This window comes from Pseudomonas sp. Ga0074129, assembly GCA_001465025.1.
Lineage (GTDB): Bacteria > Pseudomonadota > Gammaproteobacteria > Pseudomonadales > Pseudomonadaceae > Aquipseudomonas.
The window spans coordinates 1-19,144 of record LNDO01000045.1; the positions used below are offsets into that span (position 1 = coordinate 1).

At 56.4% G+C, this 19,144-nt stretch carries 17 protein-coding genes and 2 pseudogenes; 14 read left to right on the forward strand and 5 right to left on the reverse strand.

What is annotated here, in order from left to right:
* Positions 1-94: 94 nt before the first annotated feature.
* The 4 genes and pseudogenes from AUK77_RS03225 to AUK77_RS03240 form a co-directional block, all read left to right on the forward strand.
* Positions 95-352: pseudogene (locus tag AUK77_RS03225) on the forward strand (arsenic resistance protein); the annotation flags it as partial.
* Between the two features lie 411 nt (positions 353-763).
* On the forward strand, positions 764-2,077 hold the full coding sequence (brnQ, locus tag AUK77_RS03230) for a branched-chain amino acid transport system II carrier protein (RefSeq protein WP_296126037.1): 1,314 nt from the start codon (positions 764-766) through the stop codon (positions 2,075-2,077).
* A gap of 102 nt (positions 2,078-2,179) precedes the next feature.
* Entirely contained in the window at positions 2,180-2,914 is a 735-nt protein-coding gene (locus tag AUK77_RS03235) for a DUF599 family protein (protein WP_296126038.1), read from the forward strand.
* Positions 2,911-3,303, forward strand: coding sequence for an MAPEG family protein (locus AUK77_RS03240; RefSeq protein WP_296126040.1), 393 nt, complete (start codon positions 2,911-2,913; stop codon positions 3,301-3,303). The genes AUK77_RS03235 and AUK77_RS03240 overlap by 4 nt, the downstream gene beginning before the upstream one ends.
* Positions 3,304-3,374: 71 nt before the next feature.
* Here the strand turns inward: AUK77_RS03240 and AUK77_RS03245 are convergent, their stop codons facing one another.
* Entirely contained in the window at positions 3,375-3,665 is a 291-nt protein-coding gene (locus AUK77_RS03245) for a hypothetical protein (protein WP_296126042.1), read from the reverse strand.
* 176 nt (positions 3,666-3,841) lie between these two features.
* Between AUK77_RS03245 and AUK77_RS03250 the strand changes: the two genes are divergently transcribed.
* The 5 genes and pseudogenes from AUK77_RS03250 (at position 3,842) to AUK77_RS03270 (ending at position 8,972) form a co-directional block, all read left to right on the forward strand.
* Complete coding sequence (locus AUK77_RS03250; RefSeq protein WP_296126043.1) at positions 3,842-4,306, forward strand: PaaI family thioesterase; 465 nt, start codon at positions 3,842-3,844, stop codon at positions 4,304-4,306.
* Positions 4,303-4,749 carry a PaaI family thioesterase gene (locus AUK77_RS03255; protein ID WP_296126045.1) on the forward strand — a complete coding sequence of 149 codons (447 nt, stop codon included), beginning with the start codon at positions 4,303-4,305 and terminating at the stop codon, positions 4,747-4,749. The genes AUK77_RS03250 and AUK77_RS03255 overlap by 4 nt, the downstream gene beginning before the upstream one ends.
* Positions 4,750-4,802: 53 nt before the next feature.
* Positions 4,803-6,053, forward strand: coding sequence for an MFS transporter (locus tag AUK77_RS03260; protein ID WP_296126048.1), 1,251 nt, complete (start codon positions 4,803-4,805; stop codon positions 6,051-6,053).
* Between the two features lie 134 nt (positions 6,054-6,187).
* On the forward strand, positions 6,188-8,092 hold the full coding sequence (gene htpG, locus AUK77_RS03265; protein WP_296126050.1) for a molecular chaperone HtpG: 1,905 nt from the start codon (positions 6,188-6,190) through the stop codon (positions 8,090-8,092).
* Positions 8,093-8,194: 102 nt separating this feature from the next.
* Positions 8,195-8,972 (forward strand): annotated as a pseudogene (locus AUK77_RS03270) (dienelactone hydrolase family protein).
* A gap of 101 nt (positions 8,973-9,073) precedes the next feature.
* Here AUK77_RS03270 and AUK77_RS03275 read toward each other — a convergent pair.
* Positions 9,074-10,468, reverse strand: a complete 1,395-nt coding sequence (locus AUK77_RS03275) for a methyl-accepting chemotaxis protein (RefSeq protein WP_296126053.1) — start codon at positions 10,466-10,468, stop codon at positions 9,074-9,076.
* 243 nt (positions 10,469-10,711) lie between these two features.
* Between AUK77_RS03275 and AUK77_RS03280 the strand changes: the two genes are divergently transcribed.
* Positions 10,712-11,176, forward strand: a complete 465-nt coding sequence (locus AUK77_RS03280) for a DUF3859 domain-containing protein (RefSeq protein WP_296126055.1) — start codon at positions 10,712-10,714, stop codon at positions 11,174-11,176.
* A gap of 259 nt (positions 11,177-11,435) precedes the next feature.
* Positions 11,436-13,061: a methyl-accepting chemotaxis protein gene (locus tag AUK77_RS03285; RefSeq protein ID WP_296126058.1), complete on the forward strand. Its 1,626-nt coding sequence runs from the start codon at positions 11,436-11,438 to the stop codon at positions 13,059-13,061.
* 86 nt (positions 13,062-13,147) lie between these two features.
* Here AUK77_RS03285 and fabB read toward each other — a convergent pair whose 3' ends face one another.
* The 3 genes from fabB to AUK77_RS03300 all read right to left on the reverse strand — a co-directional run bounded on the left by fabB (position 13,148) and on the right by AUK77_RS03300 (position 17,000).
* Positions 13,148-14,368 carry a beta-ketoacyl-ACP synthase I gene (gene fabB / locus AUK77_RS03290; protein WP_296126060.1) on the reverse strand — a complete coding sequence of 407 codons (1,221 nt, stop codon included), beginning with the start codon at positions 14,366-14,368 and terminating at the stop codon, positions 13,148-13,150.
* 12 nt (positions 14,369-14,380) lie between these two features.
* Positions 14,381-14,896: a 3-hydroxyacyl-[acyl-carrier-protein] dehydratase FabA gene (gene fabA / locus AUK77_RS03295; protein ID WP_296126063.1), complete on the reverse strand. Its 516-nt coding sequence runs from the start codon at positions 14,894-14,896 to the stop codon at positions 14,381-14,383.
* A 190-nt stretch (positions 14,897-15,086) separates the two neighbouring features.
* Complete coding sequence (locus AUK77_RS03300) at positions 15,087-17,000, reverse strand: ATP-binding protein (RefSeq protein ID WP_296126066.1); 1,914 nt, start codon at positions 16,998-17,000, stop codon at positions 15,087-15,089.
* Positions 17,001-17,258: 258 nt separating this feature from the next.
* Between AUK77_RS03300 and AUK77_RS03305 the strand changes: the two genes are divergently transcribed.
* From AUK77_RS03305 to sixA, 3 genes are read left to right on the forward strand one after another with little or no spacing between them, the layout of a single operon-like run.
* Entirely contained in the window at positions 17,259-18,281 is a 1,023-nt protein-coding gene (locus AUK77_RS03305) for an NAD(P)H-dependent glycerol-3-phosphate dehydrogenase (RefSeq protein ID WP_296126068.1), read from the forward strand.
* Positions 18,282-18,302: 21 nt separating this feature from the next.
* Positions 18,303-18,650: a DUF4389 domain-containing protein gene (locus AUK77_RS03310; protein WP_296126072.1), complete on the forward strand. Its 348-nt coding sequence runs from the start codon at positions 18,303-18,305 to the stop codon at positions 18,648-18,650.
* A 25-nt stretch (positions 18,651-18,675) separates the two neighbouring features.
* A complete protein-coding gene (gene sixA / locus AUK77_RS03315; protein ID WP_296126075.1) occupies positions 18,676-19,131 on the forward strand; it encodes a phosphohistidine phosphatase SixA in 456 nt (151 codons plus the stop codon).
* The last annotated feature ends 13 nt before the right edge of the window (positions 19,132-19,144 follow it).

Sequence of the window (19,144 nt, forward strand, 5' to 3'; positions counted from 1 at the left end):
AACGGATGACTTGATCGGTTTTGGTCGAATCGCCGCTTTTAAAATCGGCAAGAGCTGAAGTCGGCCGGAAATACAGGGCTACTTCAGAGCATCCCTAATGGGAGCGCTGGCATCAGGAGTTGCCAAACTGCCAGCCACGACAGCACGAGCAGTAACCTTTAGCTCATCAACTCGAAACTCCCTGGTTGTTCTGCCTCTGGCTTTAGCATTGCCTGAAGATATTCGAGGGCTTGCTGCCGCAGCGGTAATCACACAGACGTTGGTCGAGTTGGTAGGTGAGCTGATCTACATTCGCGCAATACCTGCGCTTGTTTGGCGAGGGAAGCCCAGTTTTGCGTCGACAACTCCCTAGATAGGTCGCCTGGTGCAAGACGGGTTGGCCGGACGCTTACCGATGAACTGCTCGGTCTTTGTGTGCTCCCAACGAACATCGCTTACCCGAGCAAACCCAAACAGCGGCACTCAGCATTCGTGATCGCTCACGCCAGTTTTGCCAACGAATTGAGCAGTTCAATCCTAATGTCCTTTGCCGGGTTGACCCAATTTACATAAATGCGACACGTAGGCGCGCTGTCACGACGCACTGACCAGCATGAGTCGCTGCCTTTCGGGCATTCCATTAAGGTGCGCACCTTGTTCGGCGCGCTCTCAAAAAGGGTTTTCGCGCCAGTGTGAGTGGCCTGTGACCCCGCAGCCAGCTTGTCCTGATCATGAGTCGGGTAACACAGCATCTTTCTGACTTCCTGCTTTGGTACTGCTCTAAATGAAAGCGTTACAACGACTGGATATTCTGGCTCTAGGCTTTATGACTTTTGCGCTGTTTTTGGGCGCCGGTAACATCATCTTCCCCCCCAGTGCGGGTATGGCTGCAGGCGAAAATATCGGCCTGGCGGCGTTGGGATTTCTTCTGACAGGCGTTGGCCTCCCGTTATTGACCATCGTGGCGTTAGCCCGGGTTGGCGGAGGCATGGATCGTTTGACTGCGCCGTTGGGTAAGCACGCCGGCATGCTGTTTGCGGTTGCGGTTTATCTGGCAATCGGCCCACTGTTTGCGACGCCTCGCACAGCGGTGGTGTCATTTGAAATGGGCGTTGCGCCGTTCACTGGCAATTCCAGCACTGCTTTGCTGTTGTACTCATTGGCTTATTTTGCGGCCGTGCTGTTTTTGTCCCTGAATCCTGGCCAGTTGGTCGACCGTATCGGTAAGTTCATTACGCCTGTGCTGTTGGCGGCGCTGCTGGTGTTGGGAGGTGCTGCACTGCTGATGCCTGCTGGTGAGATAGGTCAAACGTCAGCGGACTACCAAGACACGCCCTTCGTGCAGGGTTTTCTGCAGGGTTACTTGACCATGGATACCCTTGGTGCACTGGTTTTTGGCATCGTGATCGCCACGGCCATTCGTGACCACGGCATAACCGACAGCAAGTTGGTGACTCGCTACTCGGTCATCGCGGGACTGATCGCTGCGGTTGGTTTGTCACTGGTCTACCTGGCGCTCTTTTACTTGGGGGCTACCAGCCAGGGGATTGCCGGTGAAGCGCAAAACGGTGTGCAAATTCTCACGGCCTATGTACAGCACACGTTTGGCACACCTGGCAGCTTGTTGTTAGCGGTGGTGATTACGCTGGCGTGCCTGACCACGGCTGTTGGTTTGCTTACGGCTTGCGGTGAGTATTTCAGCGGTCTGCTGGGTGTGCCCTACCGAATAGTTGTGCTGGTCTTTGGTTTGTTTAGCTTGGTGGTGGCTAATCAGGGGCTGACGCAACTGATCAGTTTTTCCATTCCGGTTCTGGTCGGCCTCTACCCGCTGGCAATTGTTTTGGTCGCTCTGAGCTTGCTGGACGACTTTTGGCGTTCATCGGCACGGGTGTTCCGTCCTGTAATGGCAGTGGCGCTGGTTTTCGGTGTAGTTGATGGCATTGCTGCTGCCGGTGGCAGTGAACTTATCCCATCGTTCTTCAGTGCCTTGCCGATGGCTGATCAGAGTCTGGGCTGGCTAATACCTGTGCTCCTGACGTTAGCTCTCGCAGCCTGCGTTGATCGCCTATTGTCTGTGCCAGAAAAAGCATTGGTCTGACACGCTTGCTGATTCTAAGAGGCCGCTCACTGAGCGGCCTTTTTGTTGGCCAACTGAAAGCCAGCCCTGTCTATAATCGGCGCGAGTTAACAAGGAGCTTCCATGTCATTTAACGACTACTACTTGCCCCATTTGCTAGCCGTTGTCTGGTTTGTTATTTGCTGGGTGGGATACACCCGTTATGCGCAGGCCAAAGGTCGCACCACGCCCTGTTTGGCCAGTGTGCTGCATCTTTACCGAGAGGATTGGATGCGCCGCATGCTGCTGCGCGATAACCGCATTGCCGACGCGAATGTGATCGGCAATCTGGAGCGCAACGCCTCATTTTTTGCTTCCAGCACGCTGATCATCTTGGCCGGTATTCTGACGGTGTTAGGCGCATCTGATCGTGCGGTTTCATTGCTGGCCGATTTACCTTTTGTGCAGGCTGCCAGCCGTGAGATGTCTGAGGTGAAGTTGTTGTGCCTGGGGGTGGTATTTGTTTATGCCTTCTTCACGTTCAGCTGGTGCATGCGTCAATACAACTTTGCCGCCGTGTTGGTGGGCTCTGCACCAATGATTGGTGAGCGGCATGTTACCGAGCAGGAGCGCAAAGCATTTGCTGAGCGCACGGCACGGGTGATCTCGATGGCGGCTAACCAGTTTAACCAAGGGCTGCGCGCCTATTATTTTGGTATGGCGACCTTGGCCTGGTTTATCAATCCCTGGTTTTTCATGATGGTAAGTACGGGGGTTGTGCTTGTGTTGTACCGGCGAGAGTTTCACTCGGATGTGCTGGAAGTCATGGTCTACACCCAGACACCTACTTTTGACCCACCCAAGGAGAAAAATGAATGAGCATTGCCTTTTGGTGCATTTTTATAAGTGCATTGCTGATTTTTGTGGCCAAGGCGCCTGTGGCTAAAGCCATGGTCAAAGAAGGCGAGGGGCAGTACGACAACCGTCATCCGCGTGCCCAGCAAGCGCGCTTAACAGGCTTTGGCGCGCGTGCGCTGGCGGCGCACCTGAACAGCTTTGAGGCATTCCCACTGTTTGCGGCCGGGGTGTTAATGGCCCATGTGAGCAACAACCATGGCAGTTTGGTCGATACGTTGGCCGTGACCTTCGTGATCGCTCGGGTGTTGTATCTGATCTTTTATTGGGCTGATTTGCACTGGCAGCGCAGCGTGGTGTGGGTGATCGGGCTGCTGTGTAGCCTGCTGCTGATGCTGACGCCGGTGCTTTGAATAGCCCCCGTGTTAGGGCGCTATAAATGAACAGGCCCACTTGCGTGGGCCTGTTTGTCTGCGTTTAGCGCTTACTGAGCGTCGACTGCATCTTTAATTTCATCGCCCGCTTGCTTGATCGCATCGCCTGCATCATCGGCGGCATCTTCTATCTGCTCGCCAGTGGTCGGCTCATTGCCGGTCAGTTCATTGGCTTTTTGCTCAATGGCTTCGCCACTTTCTTCAATCGCATCGCCCATCGACTCAACCGCCTCGGCAGCAGACTCTTTGGCTGACTCAACTTTATCTTCCGGGGTCTTCTCACATGCAGCCAGGCCGAGCATGGCAGCAAGCAGCAGGGCATAGGTAAAGGGCTTTTGCACGGTTGTAACTCCTTGTGAGTAATAGTCAGGGCATGGTTTCTCATGCGTCTCTATTAAACAGTTTTCTGGCCGTTAAGTTCCCTAGCGCACGCCGTGGATGGATGGGCCAAGATGTCGTAAATGTATCCAGCGAGTATGATGCACGCCCTTTGTAGTGTTGTTTTAGGGTTTAAATCATGAGTGATTCCCCGATTTTCGAGCGCGCGCAGCGTTTTCTTTCGGTGTTGCGCCATTGCCAGGTGCTGGGCATAGGGGTGCATAGCGCCAAGCCTGAGGGGCTCATTCTGCGCCTGCCCTATAGCCTGCAAATTGTGGGTAATCCTGAAACCGGTGTGATTCACGGTGGCGCGATCACCACGTTGATGGACACCACCTGTGGTATTTCCACCGTATGCGTGCTCCCCGAGTTTGAGATTTGCCCGACGTTGGACCTGCGCATTGATTACATGCGGCCCGCTGAGCCGAACAAGGATGTCTTTGGTTTTGCCGAGTGCTACAGGGTGACTGAGAACATCATCTTTACCCGTGGTTATGCTTATCAGGACAACCCCGAAGAGCCAATTGCACATGTGGTGGGTGCCTTTATGCGCATGGGCAAACCAACTGACCTGCACGCTGCTGCGAAAGGGGCTGGCCAATGAGTACGTTCGACCTTAATCAACTGGTGCGTGACGCTCATGAGCAGAACAACTATGACCCGCTGATCAGCCTGATTCCCTATGCCAAATTGCTTGGCATCGAGTGTCTGCGTTTGGGCGATGACATGGTATTCCGCCTGCCCGCCAATAAAGACTGTATCGGCAACCCGATGTTGCCCGCTTTGCATGGCGGAGTGATCGCTGGCTTTATGGAACACTCGGCCATGTTGCACTTGCTCATGTTCATGGGTATTCCACATTTGCCGAAAATCATCGACTTCTCGATAGATTACCTACGCGCCGGTCATTATCGTGACACCTTCGTGCAGTGCCAGGTGTGGCGTCAGGGGCGACGAGTGGCCAACGTGGCGATTACCGCCTGGCAGACCACTCAGACGGAGCCGATTGCCACCGCGCGTGCGCACTTCAAGGTCGATGAGCCTTGATAGTGAGAGGCTTTGCCGCTTAACGCTCAATTAACCATCGCTTAAGGATGCCCATGGATGCGCTGATGATACTGGGAGGCTTGCTGCTGATACTGGCCGGGTTGGTATGGCTGGTGATGCGGGCATTTGCCACCGGCCTCCTGTGGGGGTGGGCCAGTTTTATTCCGCCATTTACTCTGCTCTACATGCTGCGTCATTGGCGCAGCGCAAGGCCCGCTGTGGCTCTGGTGGGGCTTGGGTTTATCCCGCTGATTGTTGGCTTAACCCTGATGGCCAGTCATGACTCGCAACGGCTTGAGGCAATTTTTAGCCTCAAGTGGCTCAAGCCAGAAGCGCAGACCCGCGCTGAGTTGGCGATTGATCTACGTGGCGTGCTCAGCGGACGGCCTTTTGCGCCGCAGCAGGGCGAGTTACTCGATGGTGTACTGAGTTTGCGCGAAGGCCAGGATTTCTTTGCCCAGAGTGAACTGGTCATTCGCCTGCCGGCGCCCAGTACAGGGCCGGTTAGGGTCGATGTGCTGCCCACTGATGAAGGGCGCTTACCCGAAGTGGAAATCAGTTGGCTGTTGCCCGAGCAGGAGCTGCCCGAAGCGCGACGCTTGAGCCGTGGTTACACCCTGCATCTTGATCTAGAGCCAGTGGAACCCAATAAATATGTGGGTGATTTCCACCTCGTATTGCCTGCGCAGTTCAAAACTACTCTCAGTGGCCGGGTGGAGTTATTCAGCAATGGCTTGCGTTATCGCGATGGCAAAATAGATCGGCATGTCGACTCCGTAGATACCATCACTCACGTGATTCAGGATTACCTCGAACGGCGCTTTGCAACGCGGCGTGTACAGGTTTCCCCCATCGCTAATCTCAACTTTCCCTTACTGAGCATTGATCTGGATGTAGAGGCGCAGATCAACGGAGAGAAGCAACGCTTACCGATTATGCTGAGCAAGCACGATACCCGCGGTTGGCAGGTTGCAGCTGACTCTTTCCCGCCGTTGCCCAGCGTCGCCGTGACACCGTCAGTGATCGCTAAAACAGCTGATGCCGAGGTTGCGCCCGAACGCGTCAGCCGCCCCCTTGATCGCCGCATACGCTTCAGCCTCGAAGGTCTGTTGCGCAACCCCAACCGATACCAAAACCTCAATATGCGTGCACTCACCGAGCGGGGTAATAGTGCAGAGGGGCGTTTCCAGGGCGTCGATGCAGAGGGTCGGATCATTCTGCGTCAGCGCATGAGTGCTCAGGGCGAGGTCAGTTACAGCCTGCGTCCTGAGGAAGTCACGCGGATTGAGTTGCTGGAACCTTAGCCGGCTGTTGCCGCTGCGGCGTGGCTCGCGCGGGCAAATGCCGACAGCGCCGGGGCTTGAAATTCACACACATGCCCCCACCTTGATGACACCCGCCGCATTGCGGCTTCGTCAACAACGTGGAGTAAGAGAGCATGAGTGTGGAAACTCAAAAAGAAACCCTGGGCTTCCAGACCGAGGTGAAGCAACTGCTGCACCTGATGATCCATTCGCTGTATTCGAACAAAGAAATCTTCCTGCGTGAGCTGATTTCCAACGCCTCGGATGCCACCGACAAGCTGCGCTTTGAAGCACTGGCCAAGCCCGAGCTGCTCGAAGGTGGCGCTGAGCTGAAAATCCGCGTCAGCTTCGACAAAGACGCCAAGACCGTCACTCTCGAAGATAACGGTATCGGCATGAGCCGAGATGAGGCTATTGCTCATCTGGGCACTATCGCCAAGTCCGGCACCGCTGACTTTATGCAGCACCTGACCGGCGACCAGAAAAAGGACTCGCATCTGATCGGCCAGTTCGGTGTGGGCTTTTACTCGGCCTTTATCGTCGCAGACAAGGTTGATGTGTACAGCCGCCGCGCCGGTAGCCCGGCCAGCGAAGGCGTGCACTGGTCGAGCAAAGGCGAGGGCGAGTTTGAAGTTGCCACCGTTGAAAAAGCCGAGCGCGGCACCCGTATTGTCCTGCACCTGAAAGCAGCCGAAGACGAGTTCGCCGATGGCTGGCGTCTGCGCAACATCATCAAAAAATATTCCGATCACATCGCCCTGCCGATCGAATTGCCGAAAGAGTTCCATGGCGAAGAGAAGGACAAGCCAGCGGAAGTTGAGTGGGAAACCGTCAACCGCGCCAGCGCCCTGTGGACCCGTCCGCGTACCGAGATCAAGGACGAGGAATACCAGGAGTTCTACAAGCACATCGGCCACGATTTCGAGAACCCGCTGAGCTGGAGCCACAACAAGGTCGAAGGCAAGCTGGAATACACCTCGCTGCTGTATGTGCCGGCCCGCGCACCGTTTGACCTGTATCAGCGTGAAGCACCGCGCGGCCTGAAACTCTACGTGCAGCGCGTATTTGTGATGGATCAGGCTGAGTCCTTCCTGCCGCTGTACCTGCGCTTTATCAAAGGTGTGGTCGACTCCAACGACCTGTCGCTGAACGTGTCGCGCGAGATTCTGCAGAAAGACCCGATTATCGATTCGATGAAGTCGGCACTGACCAAGCGCGTGCTGGACATGCTGGAGAAACTGGCGAAGAACGAGCCTGAGCAATACAAGGGCTTCTGGAAGAACTTCGGCCAGGTGCTCAAGGAAGGCCCAGCGGAAGACTTCGCCAACAAGGAGAAGATTGCCGGTCTGCTGCGCTTTGCCTCTACCCGCACTGAAGATGGCGAGCAGAGCGTTGGCCTGGGCGAGTACATTGCGCGCATGGCCGAAGGTCAGGACAAGGTGTATTACCTGACAGGCGAATCCTACGCGCAGGTTAAAAACAGCCCGCACCTGGAAGTGTTCCGCAAGAAAGGCATCGAAGTGCTGCTGCTCACCGACCGTATCGATGAGTGGCTGATGAGCTACTTGACCGAGTTCGACGGCAAGCAGTTCGTTGACGTGGCCCGTGGTGATCTGGACCTTGGCAAGCTGGATTCGGAAGAAGACAAAAAAGCCCAGGAAGAAGTCGCCAAAGCCAAAGAAGGTCTGGTTGAGCGTCTGAAAACTGCGCTGGGTGAGCAGGTGGCTGAGGTGCGCGTGTCGCATCGCCTGACCGACTCACCGGCGATTCTGGCCATTGGCGAGCAAGACCTGGGCCTGCAAATGCGCCAGATTCTCGAAGCCAGCGGGCAGAAGGTGCCGGATTCCAAGCCGATTTTTGAATTCAACCCAAGCCACCCGCTGATCGAGAAGCTTGACGCCGAGGCTGACGAAGACCGCTTTGCCGACCTCAGCCATATCCTCTTCGACCAAGCCGCATTGGCCGCCGGTGATAACCTGAAAGACCCAGCTGCTTATGTGCAGCGTTTGAATAAGCTGCTGGTTGAACTCTCAGCCTGATATCTGTGTTAAACAACTAAGCCCGCGCAAGCGGGCTTTTTTTCGCGTGTCCTAATCCAGCACTGATGTCGAAGGCTGCTTAATCAAGAGGTATTCAGGTCAATGAAAAAATCACTTTTACCCCTGGCCATGCTCGGGCTGGTTGGCTTGGCCGAGGCGGCTGTGGTGGTCAAACCCGTGCCTTATGAGATCGATGGTGAAGCCTTTGAAGGCCTGTTGATTTATGACGATGCGGTCACCACGCCCCGGTGTGTTGATGGTGCCTAACTGGATGGGGGTTAACGAACAGTCGGCGCAAAAGGCGGCGCGTGCTGCGGGCGATCAATACGTCGTATTTATGGCAGACATGTACGGCAAAGGCATTCGCCCAAGCAACGCCGACGAGGCCAAAGCAGCGGCCACCTTTGTGCGCAGCGACAGGCCGCTAATGCGCAAACGGGCCCAGGCAGCCGTAGACGTTTTTAAGGCGCAAGCGGGGCAGGTGGCCCTGGACACGAGCAAGCTCGGCGCGATCGGCTTTTGTTTTGGCGGCGGTACGGTGCTTGAACTGGCGCGCTCGGGGGCTGATTTAAAAGGCTTTGTTGCCTTCCACGGCAACCTGGATACACCCCAGCCGAGTGATGCGCTGAATATCAAGGCCCCCATTCTGGTGCTACACGGCGCTGATGATCCGCTGGTTCCGCAAGAACAGGTGGATGGGTTTATGGCCGAAATGAAAGCAGCCAAGGTCGATTGGCAACTGATCAGTTACGGCGGCGCGGTGCATTCGTTCACTAATCCGGCGGCCAATGTGGTGGGGGTTAACGCCTATCACCCCGTGGCGGCTGCCCGCGCGTTTAAAGCGATGGATGGGTTGTTGAGTGAGGTTTTTGCGGACTAAGTGAAAGGCAAGTCTTTTGGCCTTCCTTGCTTATAGCCTTCAACCTTACCGCAAGCCCGCCACCCTACAAGTGGCGGGCTTGGCGTTTTGCATAGCCTTGCTTAAAGCAGTGCGCTGAGGCGGACATCCGCGCCGAGTACTCTAATCAATTGTCCGCGTGCATCGAGAATCGGCACCGAGACGGTAAAGCAAAAATCATCCGTTGCCGATGAGCGATAGACCTGGGTGATATGGCTGCTGAGGGTATCTGCGACGGCTCTGAACCAAGGCCGTTGCTGCCAGTTGCGACCTTTACAGCTAGCTGTTTCGCTGTGCTGCAGGTCGGCGGCGAAGATGTTTTCGGAAACTTGTATGCCGCTGCTGTCGACCAGATAAAACAACTCAAAACGCGCATCGCGTTGCAGGGTCTGGCGTAATGCCCGCTCAGCCAGTGCGATGTCGCCTGTCATGCTGGATTGGAGCACCAGTTGTTCAACACTGCGCTGCACGGCGTGGTGAATTTCCAGGCGAAAATCACCCAAGCCGGCCAACAGGCGGTCACCGTCTTCGCGCACCGCCTGGCTATGCAGCAACACAGCGCTGGCCTTGCCAAGCAACTCACTGGCTACCTGAGCAATGTTTTGCACATCCCCGTTAATCGAACGCACGGCCAGGCCGATTTGCTGTGTGCCTTCGGCGATCTGGCCCACCCGGTTGTCCAGTCGATCCATGGCCTCACGGGTGCGAGCCAGCCCGTTGTCAACATCGAGCATGCCGACTCGTCCATCCGCGACAGCGCGATGCATGTGGCTACCCGCTTCGGTGAGTTGCTGCATGCCGCTGCGAAAACGCTCGATGATGCCGCTGACCTGAGTGGTGGCATCCGTGGTATGTCCAGCCAAACGCCGCACTTCTTCGGCAACCACCGCAAAGCCTCGGCCATGTTCACCGGCGCGGGCGGCTTCAATTGCCGCGTTAAGCGCCAGTAGATTGGTTTGCTGGGAAATACTGGCGATCACGCCAATCACTTTGCTGACTTCTTCAAGTTGCCCGGTGAGTTGTTGAATAACCCGTTCAAGCTGCTGCTCGCTGGCACCGATCACGTCCACCTGTTGCAACACCGCCTGGCCGCTTTGTTGGCAGCCATGCAGGGTTGAGGTGACCTGAGCGGCCAGCGTTGCCACTTCGGCAGCACCGGGCACCAGTTCTTTGTCGAGGGTGGTTGTGACCTGTTCGCTGGCGCTGGCGATCAGCTCTGAAGTTTGCGCCAGGGTCTGGCCACTCTGCTGATTGGCGGCGGCGATGCGGGCCAGTTGGGGTGCGTGGGAGGCAATCCCGACGGCTGCTCCGAGCGTGGTGCGGATTCGTTGGTGCAGGCCGTTACTGAAGTCGTTAAGGCGTGTCATCCAGCGATAGTTGTCGCTCAGGCGTGTTGTTAGGTCGAGTTGATTGAACAGCGCATCAAGCGCAGCGTCGTCCGTGTTTTTGCGAGGCGTTGAGCGCAATAACTGAAGCATGATGAATTCCTTTATGGGTCTAAAGGCTTCACTGCAAGCCAAATGCCATCACAGGCAATGGTGCGCCATGTCATTGGCGCTGGAATTAAGGCGCGCCATTCTGGTGCTTTTTGCGTGGTTGCTTAGGCTATTTGCCACATTTGAGGTCGCATCAGGTGCGTGCAGGATGGGGATCCAATTGGGTTGTCATGGCCCTGTCATGCAGATGTCATAGGCTCGCGCGATCTCAACGAGGAGCGAATCATGCAATTTTTCCGTTTAAGTGCGTTGGCCGCATGTGTGTTGATTAGTGGGCTGGCGCAAGCCGAGGTGCGCGTTCAGGGCGCGGTCGAACATGGCATTTTTGTCAGCGACTATCAGGACTTCCAGGCCGGTGAGCGTGTATTGACGCGCAGCAACCAGTCCATCGAGCAAACCGAGGTGATTCCCGCCAAGCTGGGTACTAAATTCGGCATGCGTTATAGCCTGGCTGGCAAGGTCGCTGATGATGTACCGTTGACGCTTCTGTATCTCACCCCTGGTGTGATCACACCTGATGGCAAACGCCACGACAAGTTTGTCGTCACGCAGAAACTGGTGCCCGACGCGCCGCAAGATGTTATGGCCTTTGAATTCAGCGAAGCGCATGAAGTCGTGCCAGGCGAATGGCACTTTATGGTCTTCCAGGATGATCGCAAACTGTTGGAGCAGCGTTTCGTCGTTCGCTGAGCATCGCTCTCCACCCGAAGGCCCGGCCGCGCAAGCGATCGGGCCTTTTGCGTTAGGCGTGAAGTATTGGCATGCGTATACTAAACGCTCAATGAGCCTGCCCTTGGCTGGGTTTATCAGGTTGCGTTCACTCAAGAGGGCAAGCAAACGGTCGATAAACTAGTCTGATAGGGGGATTGCCCGATCAGCGATTTGTTAATCCCCACACCATGCGGCCTGCCAGCTACCGCGCTGCCCTTAGATCATCAGGATATCTGCCATGTTTTTGAGAACTATGAAAATTGCTACGCGAGCCAGTTTAGGTTTTGCAGTTTTGGCTTTACTGGTTGCATTGGTGGGTGGTTTTTCTCTGCAGCAGATGAAGCACATGAACAGCGCGGCTGCAGAGGTCAAAGGTAATTGGCTGCCAAGCGTCAAGGCACTTAACGACATCGGGCAAAACATCTTGCGCATCAGGGCGGCGACTTTGCGTCTTGTTGTGATACGTGATGCGGCAATGGTTGAGCAAAATGAATCTTTGCTAAATGAGCTCAAAAATAATTTGGCTAAGGCGCAGAAGGAATACGAAGGTCTGATCAGCCTTGATGAAGAGCGTTTAGTCTACGAGCGTTTCAAAGCTGCTCAGAGTGCGTATATGGCCGAGCAAGTCAAAGTCATGCAGTTCTCCGCACAAGATGACATTGATTCAGCTATCGCCGTTGTCAGCGGCGAAATGAATAAATATGACGCTGACATGGCTAAATTGTTGATCGACCTGACTCACTTCAGTAAACAGGGCGCGACGGATGCCGCTGATTTGAGCGGTGCGGTCTATGAAAACGCAATTATCTTGGTGCTTGTGCTGATCGGTGCGGCGTTGTTGGCCACCACAATTCTGGCCATTGTGCTGACGCGTAGCATTGTCAGGCCGCTGTATGAGGCCGTTGAAGTGGCGCAGGTAATTGCTTCTGGCAATTTAACCCAGAATTTTACGGTTGTTGGCGAAGACGAACCGGCGCAACTGCTTCATGCACTGCGCAGCATGCAGCAGAGCCTGCGCACTACTGTGCAGAGCATTTCGGATTCTTCAACCCAATTGGCCTCGGCTTCCGAGGAGTTGAGCGCGGTGACCGAGGATTCGACCCGCGGCCTGCATCAGCAAAATAACGAAATTGAGCAGGCGGCTACGGCGGTCAATCAAATGACCAGTGCGGTAGAGGAAGTTGCGCGTAATGCGGTGAGCACCTCCGAGGCCACGCAAGCCTCCAACCGGACTGCTCAGCATGGGCGTGAGCAAGTGCGGCAGACGGTGGATTCGATCAGCCACCTGGCCGATGACGTAACCCACACAGCCTCTGAGGTTGAGCAACTGGCCGGTCAGGTGCGCGACATCAGTAAGGTGCTTGATGTGATTCGCTCGATTGCCGAACAAACCAACTTGCTGGCCCTCAATGCGGCTATTGAGGCCGCGCGCGCGGGTGACGCGGGGCGCGGCTTTGCAGTGGTGGCCGATGAGGTTCGCGCGCTGGCGCATCGTACGCAGCAGTCCACCCGTGAAATCGAGCAGATGATCAGTGGTATTCAGCAAGGCACAGACAAAGCTGTAAATGCCATGCAGAGCAGCAACAGCAGGGCGCGCTCGACCCTTGATGTGGCCAAGGCGGCAGGGCAGGCGCTGGATGAGATTGCGGCGGCCATTTCGCAGATCAATGAGCGCAACTTGGTGATTGCCAGCGCCTCTGAAGAACAGGCCCAAGTGGCCCGCGAAGTGGATCGCAACCTGGTGAATATCCGCGACCTGTCGATGCAGTCTTCAGCCGGTGCGAATCAGAGCAGTGCTGCCAGTCAGGAGTTGTCGCGTCTGGCTGTTGCGTTAAACAGTCTGGTTTCGCGCTTCAATACCTGACATCCGCTATGTGTCGGAGACACAAACAAGAAGGCCGCCTCAAGGGCGGCCTTCTTGTTACTCAGAACTAATTGCTCGGCAGTGGCTTACTGGCCAGCCCAGCGCTTGAGCACGAGGGTGGCGTTGGTGCCACCAAAGCCAAAGCTGTTGCTCATAACGGTGTCGATTTTAGCGTTCTCAAGGGTTGTACGTTGAATCGGCAGATCGGCAATTTCTGGGTCGACTTCGTCAATGTTGACCGAGCCGGCAATGAAATTGCCTTCCATCATCAGCATGCAGTAGATGGCTTCCTGCACGCCTGCAGCGCCCAGCGAGTGGCCAGACAGGCTCTTGGTCGAGCTGATGGCCGGTGCCTTATCGCCAAACACTTCGCGTACCGCGCGGCTTTCGGCAAGATCGCCGACTGGCGTCGAGGTGCCGTGGGTGTTCAGGTAGTCGATAGGCGTGTCGACAGTGGCCAGCGCTTGTTGCATGCAACGTACTGCGCCTTCACCGCTCGGGGCGACCATGTCGTAGCCATCGGAGGTGGCCCCGTAGCCGACGATTTCAGCGTAAATTTTCGCGCCGCGCTTGAGCGCGTGCTCAAGCTCTTCAACCACCACCATGCCGCCACCGCCCGCGATGACAAAGCCATCACGCTTGGCGTCGTAGGCACGTGAGGCCTTTTCTGGGGTTTCGTTGTACTGGGTGGAGAGGGCGCCCATGGCGTCGAACAGGAAGCTTTGGCTCCAATGTTCTTCTTCACCGCCACCGGCAAACACGATGTCTTGCTTGCCCAACTGGATCTGCTCAACGGCATTGCCAATGCAGTGGGCGCTGGTGGCGCAGGCTGAAGAGATCGAGTAGTTCACACCCTTGATTTTGAACGGCGTGGCCAGGCAGGCGGAAACGGTGCTGCCCATGGTGCGCGGTACGCGATACGGCCCCACACGCTTGACGCCTTTCTCGCGCAGGATGTCCATGGCTTCCATCTGGTTAAAGGTGGATGCGCCGCCCGAACCGGCAATCAGGCCGATACGCGGGTTGGAGATTTCTTCAGCACTCAGGCCCGCGTCTTTGACGGCCTGCTCCATCGACAGGTAAGCGTACGCCGCCGCGTCACCCATAAAGCGATAAACCTTACGGTCGATCAGTTCTTCCAGATTCAGGTCAATTGAGCCGGAAACCTGGCTGCGCAGGCCCATTTCAGCGTACTGAGGGTTGAAACGGATACCGGGACGGCCAGCGCGCAGGTTGGCAGAGACGGTTTCTTTGTCATTGCCCAGGCAAGAAACGATACCCAGGCCGGTAATCACGACGCGACGCATGCGATAAGTCCTTTAGAAACTGTCGGTAGAGGTGAACAGACCAACGCGCAGGCCTTCTGCGCTGTATATCTCGCGACCATCAACGCTGACGCTGCCATCGGCAATCGCCAGCACCAGGGAGCGGGCGATGGTGCGTTTAATGTGGATGTTGTACGTGACTTTTTTGGCGGTTGGCAGCACCTGACCAAAGAATTTCACTTCACCCGAACCCAGCGCGCGGCCACGGCCGGGATTGCCTTGCCAGCCGAGGTGAAAGCCGACCAGCTGCCACATGGCGTCTAGGCCCAAGCAGCCTGGCATCACCGGGTCGCCTTCAAAGTGGCAAGCAAAAAACCACAGGTCTGGGGTGATATCGAGCTCAGCGACAATTTCGCCCTTGCCGTATTTGCCACCGGTGTCGCTGATATGCGTGATGCGATCGATCATTAGCATATTCGGCGCGGGCAGTTGCGCATTACCTGGGCCGAATAGTTCGCCACGGCTGCAGCGCAACAGATCTTCCCGGGTGAAGGCGTTTTGTTTGGTCATGCGAGCTCCTCAAAATATCCCATGCGCCAAGGCTGGGCGAATCGTCCTGGCCGGCCACGCAATCTGTGCGTGCGCCAGCAGCCTAGTCGTAGACTGTTGCGTTGTGGTGAAAGTCACAGCCTTGTGAGTACAGTTGTACTCCGCGCTTGTTGAGCTGTCACCGCCAGCAAGGTGCTCAGCCTGCAGCAGTTCATGCGTCTTGGCCACCCGTCAAAGGTCGAGGGCCTATCCAGCGCTGCAATATGTGCTGCAAATCGGCACGTTTAAAGGGTTTGGCCAGGTAGTCATTCATGCCAGCCTCTAAGCAAGCTTCACGGTCGCCCTGTAAGGCGTTTGCCGTGAGGGCAATGATTGGCACGTCGGCGCATGCTGGCAGGCAGCGGATTTGCCGGGTGGCTTCATAGCCGTCCATAACCGGTAGGCGGCAATCCATCAGAATGGCGGCATAGCTATGACGTTTGGCGTGATACACCGCCTGCGCGCCATCGCCCACCAGGCTGACCTGGTAGCCGAGGCTGCGTAGCATGGCTTCGATCACCGTCTGGTTGACCGGGTTATCTTCAACCAGCAACACCGATTGACCATGGCCACTTTGCGTAAGGTGGGCGCTGTTGCTGTCGACTTCGACGGTTTGTTGGGAAAATGGCAGGGGGATTTCTAAGGTGAAAATTGAACCTTGTCCTTCCTGACTCGCGGCCCGCAGGGTGCCGCCCATGCGTTCGGCCAGTGTGCGCGCAATCGGCAAGCCCAGCCCTGTGCCGCCGTAACGTCTTGAAATAGACGTGTCTGCCTGCTGGAACGCATCAAACATATGTTCCAGACGCTCAGGCGCAATACCAAAACCGCTGTCGTGGACCGCGCAGCTGAACCACAGCACCTGATCATCCAGTGCTTGCCATGTGGAGTGGACGCGGATGGTGCCCGATTCGGTGAACTTGATGGCGTTGCCAATCAAATTGACCAGAATTTGTCGGATGCGCGTCGGGTCACCTTGCACCTGCAGCTGATCCAAGCCGTTTTGAACCTCTAGTTTGAGCTGCAAACCACGCTGCTGGGCGCTGTGTTGGAACACCTGAATGGAGTTGTGCAGCAGGTCCAGCAGGCTAAAGGGAATGCGCTCCAGCTCCAGTGCGCCGCGCTCAATGCGTGAGAAGTCGAGAATGTCATTGATAACCTTGAGCAGGTGTTCTGTGGACTCAGTTGCCAACGCGGCGTACTCGACCTGCTCTTGAGTCATCTCAGTGGTTTCGAGTAGCTGCAACATGCCCAGCACGCCATTCATGGGTGTGCGCAGTTCGTGGCTCATCATGGCCAGGAAATCTGATTTAGCACGGTTGGCCAGCTCTGATTGTTCGCGTGCCTGAATCAATTGCGCCATGGCCCGCTGCTGTTCGGCGCTGGCGCTGGCGAGGCCTTGGGCGAGGTTATTAATGTGGCGAGCCAGAGCCTGCAGTTCTCCTTCGCCGATCTCAGGCAGCGTGGTTTGGTAGTTCCCGGCCTGAATGGCGCTAACGGCTCTACCCATTTCACTCAACGGCTGAGACAGGTGGCGGGCCAGGCGGCGGGCCAGGAAAAATGTTAAAGCCAGGGCTAATAAGGCGAGCAGTGCAGCTTTGAGGAGAATTTCCTGTTGTCGCGTGTTGAAGGCGTCGTTGGACATGCCAACCACCACCGAGCCCAGCGCATTGGCTGATTCAACATCACCGTCGTGGAGCGTTTGCCCAAGAGCAATGTTGGGCCGCTGGATGGGTGCTTGGAAGATTTCGACCTGGCTGCTGGCATGGCCGGTATCCGGTGTTTGTTCTACATACACCAAGATTTTGCCGTTGCGGTCACGCACCTCCAGAAAGCGCACGTGGGGCGTTTTGAGCGTGGCTTGCAGCAGCGCGTCGAGCACGTCAGTGTTGCCGGAAATCACCCCGTAGGTGCTGGCTGGGGCTAACTGGTTGGCAATCAGCTGACCATAGTGATTGAGTTCTTGTCGCAAATCCTGCAGGCGGGCGAAGGTGAAAAAGCCGGTGAGCAGTAAGGTCAGCAATAAAGCCGGGCCTACACTGATCAGCTGTGTGCGGGTATGAATGTTCCAGCCACGGCGCAGAATCATTGGAGGTACCTGCCTTGATGCTGAGGCTTTGCCGTCAGCAGGCGGCCCTGTTTGTGCGATCCATCGGCGGCGCCGGCTTGGAGTCGGGGTTGGCAGTTTTCGATCACACCACAACCTTGTAGGCGTCTAAAGCCCGCATGTTAACCGAGCGGCTGCACTTTGCCAGCGTTGGCAGACGCGCTAAAAACTGGCTGCGCGATAAGCGCGCCGTATAATGCGAGCAATTCGCCATTTTAAATGGCTCACCACGGATACGTTATGACTGATCAGCCCCCCATTGCTGTGCTCGGCGGCGGTAGCTTCGGCACTGCAATTGCGAACCTGCTTGCCGAAAATGGCCAGCGCGTCCTGCATTGGATGCGCGACCCCGATCAGGCCGAGGCGATTCGGCAAACGCGGGAAAATCCGCGTTACCTCAAAGGCATCAAGATTCATCTTGGCGTTGAGCCTGTCACTGATCTGGCGGCAACCCTGGCTGCCAGTCAGCTGATCTTTGTCGCGCTGCCCTCCAGCGCTTTGCGTCAGGCTTTACAGCCGGTTGCACATTTATTGACCGGCAAACTGTTGGTGAGCACGACCAAGGGGATCGAGGCGAAGAGCTTTATGCTGATGAGCCAGATTCTTGAAGACATAGCCCCACAGGCGCGAATTGGCGTGTTATCCGGGCCTAATCTGGCCCGTGAGGTGGCCGAGCACGCGCTGACCGCCTCTGTGGTTGCCAGTGAAGATGAAGAACTCTGCCAACGTGTTCAGGCCGCTTTGCACGGTCGAACCTTCCGGGTTTACGCCAGTGCGGATCGTTTTGGTGTCGAGTTGGGCGGCGCGCTGAAGAACGTCTACGCCATCATCGCCGGGATGGCGGCCGCCATGGGCATGGGCGAAAACACCAAAAGCATGCTGATCACCCGTGCGCTGGCCGAAATGACGCGCTTTGCCGTCAGGCTGGGCGCTAATCCGATGACTTTCCTGGGGTTGGCTGGGGTGGGCGATCTGATCGTCACCTGTTCGTCGTCCAAGAGCCGCAATTATCAGGTCGGTTTCGCCTTGGGTGAGGGCTTGAGCCTGGATGATGCCGTGGCCCGTTTGGGTGAAGTGGCGGAAGGGGTGAACACGATCAAAGTATTGAAGTCAAAAGCAGAGGATTTACAGATCTACATGCCTTTGGTGGCAGGTCTGCATGCCATTTTGTTCGAAGGGCGGACGTTGGATCAGGTAATTGCTGCGTTGATGCGCGCCGAGCCAAAAACGGACGTCGATTTTATTCCGACCACGGGTTTTTAACCGCTAACCAAGGAGATGGACATGAGTAATGGCAACCAACAATTGCAGCGTGAGTCGATACTGCTGCGCGTTCTGTGGATGGTGATCTTTTCCCTCGTTTGGCAACTGGCCGTCATGGTGCTAGGCGTTTTGGTGGTGTTGCAGTTGGCCTATCGGCTGTTTTACGGCGCGCCGAATGCCGGGATGTTGGGCTTTGGCGATAGCTTGAGCCAGTACTTGGCGCAAATCGGTCGTTTTGGCACGTTCAACACAGACGAGAAACCGTGGCCTTTCGCTGATTGGCCAACGCCGCAAGCACCACAAGGCGAGACGGCGCATAGCATTGCACCGGCTGCTCATCCGGTGCGCGACGAAGAGCCCAAGCTGTGACTGGCGTTGCGCTGGAGCGGCTGCGGTGAAGTTGTGGCTACTGCGCCACGGTGAAGCCGAGGTAATGGCCGCCACGGATGCGCAACGCAATCTGACTGCGTTTGGTCGCCGTCAGGTTGCTGCAGCGGCTGAACACCTGCGTGACCAACCGCTGCAGGCCGTGCTGGTCAGCCCTTATGTTCGCGCCCAGCAAACCGCTGATGTGCTGTGCGAGGCGCTGGCTTTTTCCGGGCAGCGGTTAACCGTCCCTTGGTTAACTCCCGACAGTGATTTGCGTCATGCCTTGCGCGAGTTAGATGCTTACCCCTTTGAAGAACTGCTGTTAGTCACCCATCAGCCACTGGTTGGCGCACTGGCGGGGTTGCTGCTGCATGGACATCGGCAACAGCCCTTGCCAATGGACACCGCCAGCTTGGCCTTGCTTGAAGCGCCAGCACTGGTCGCAGGCTTGATGCAACTTTCACTGCATCAGCACCACTGACTTCTGTTGCCAG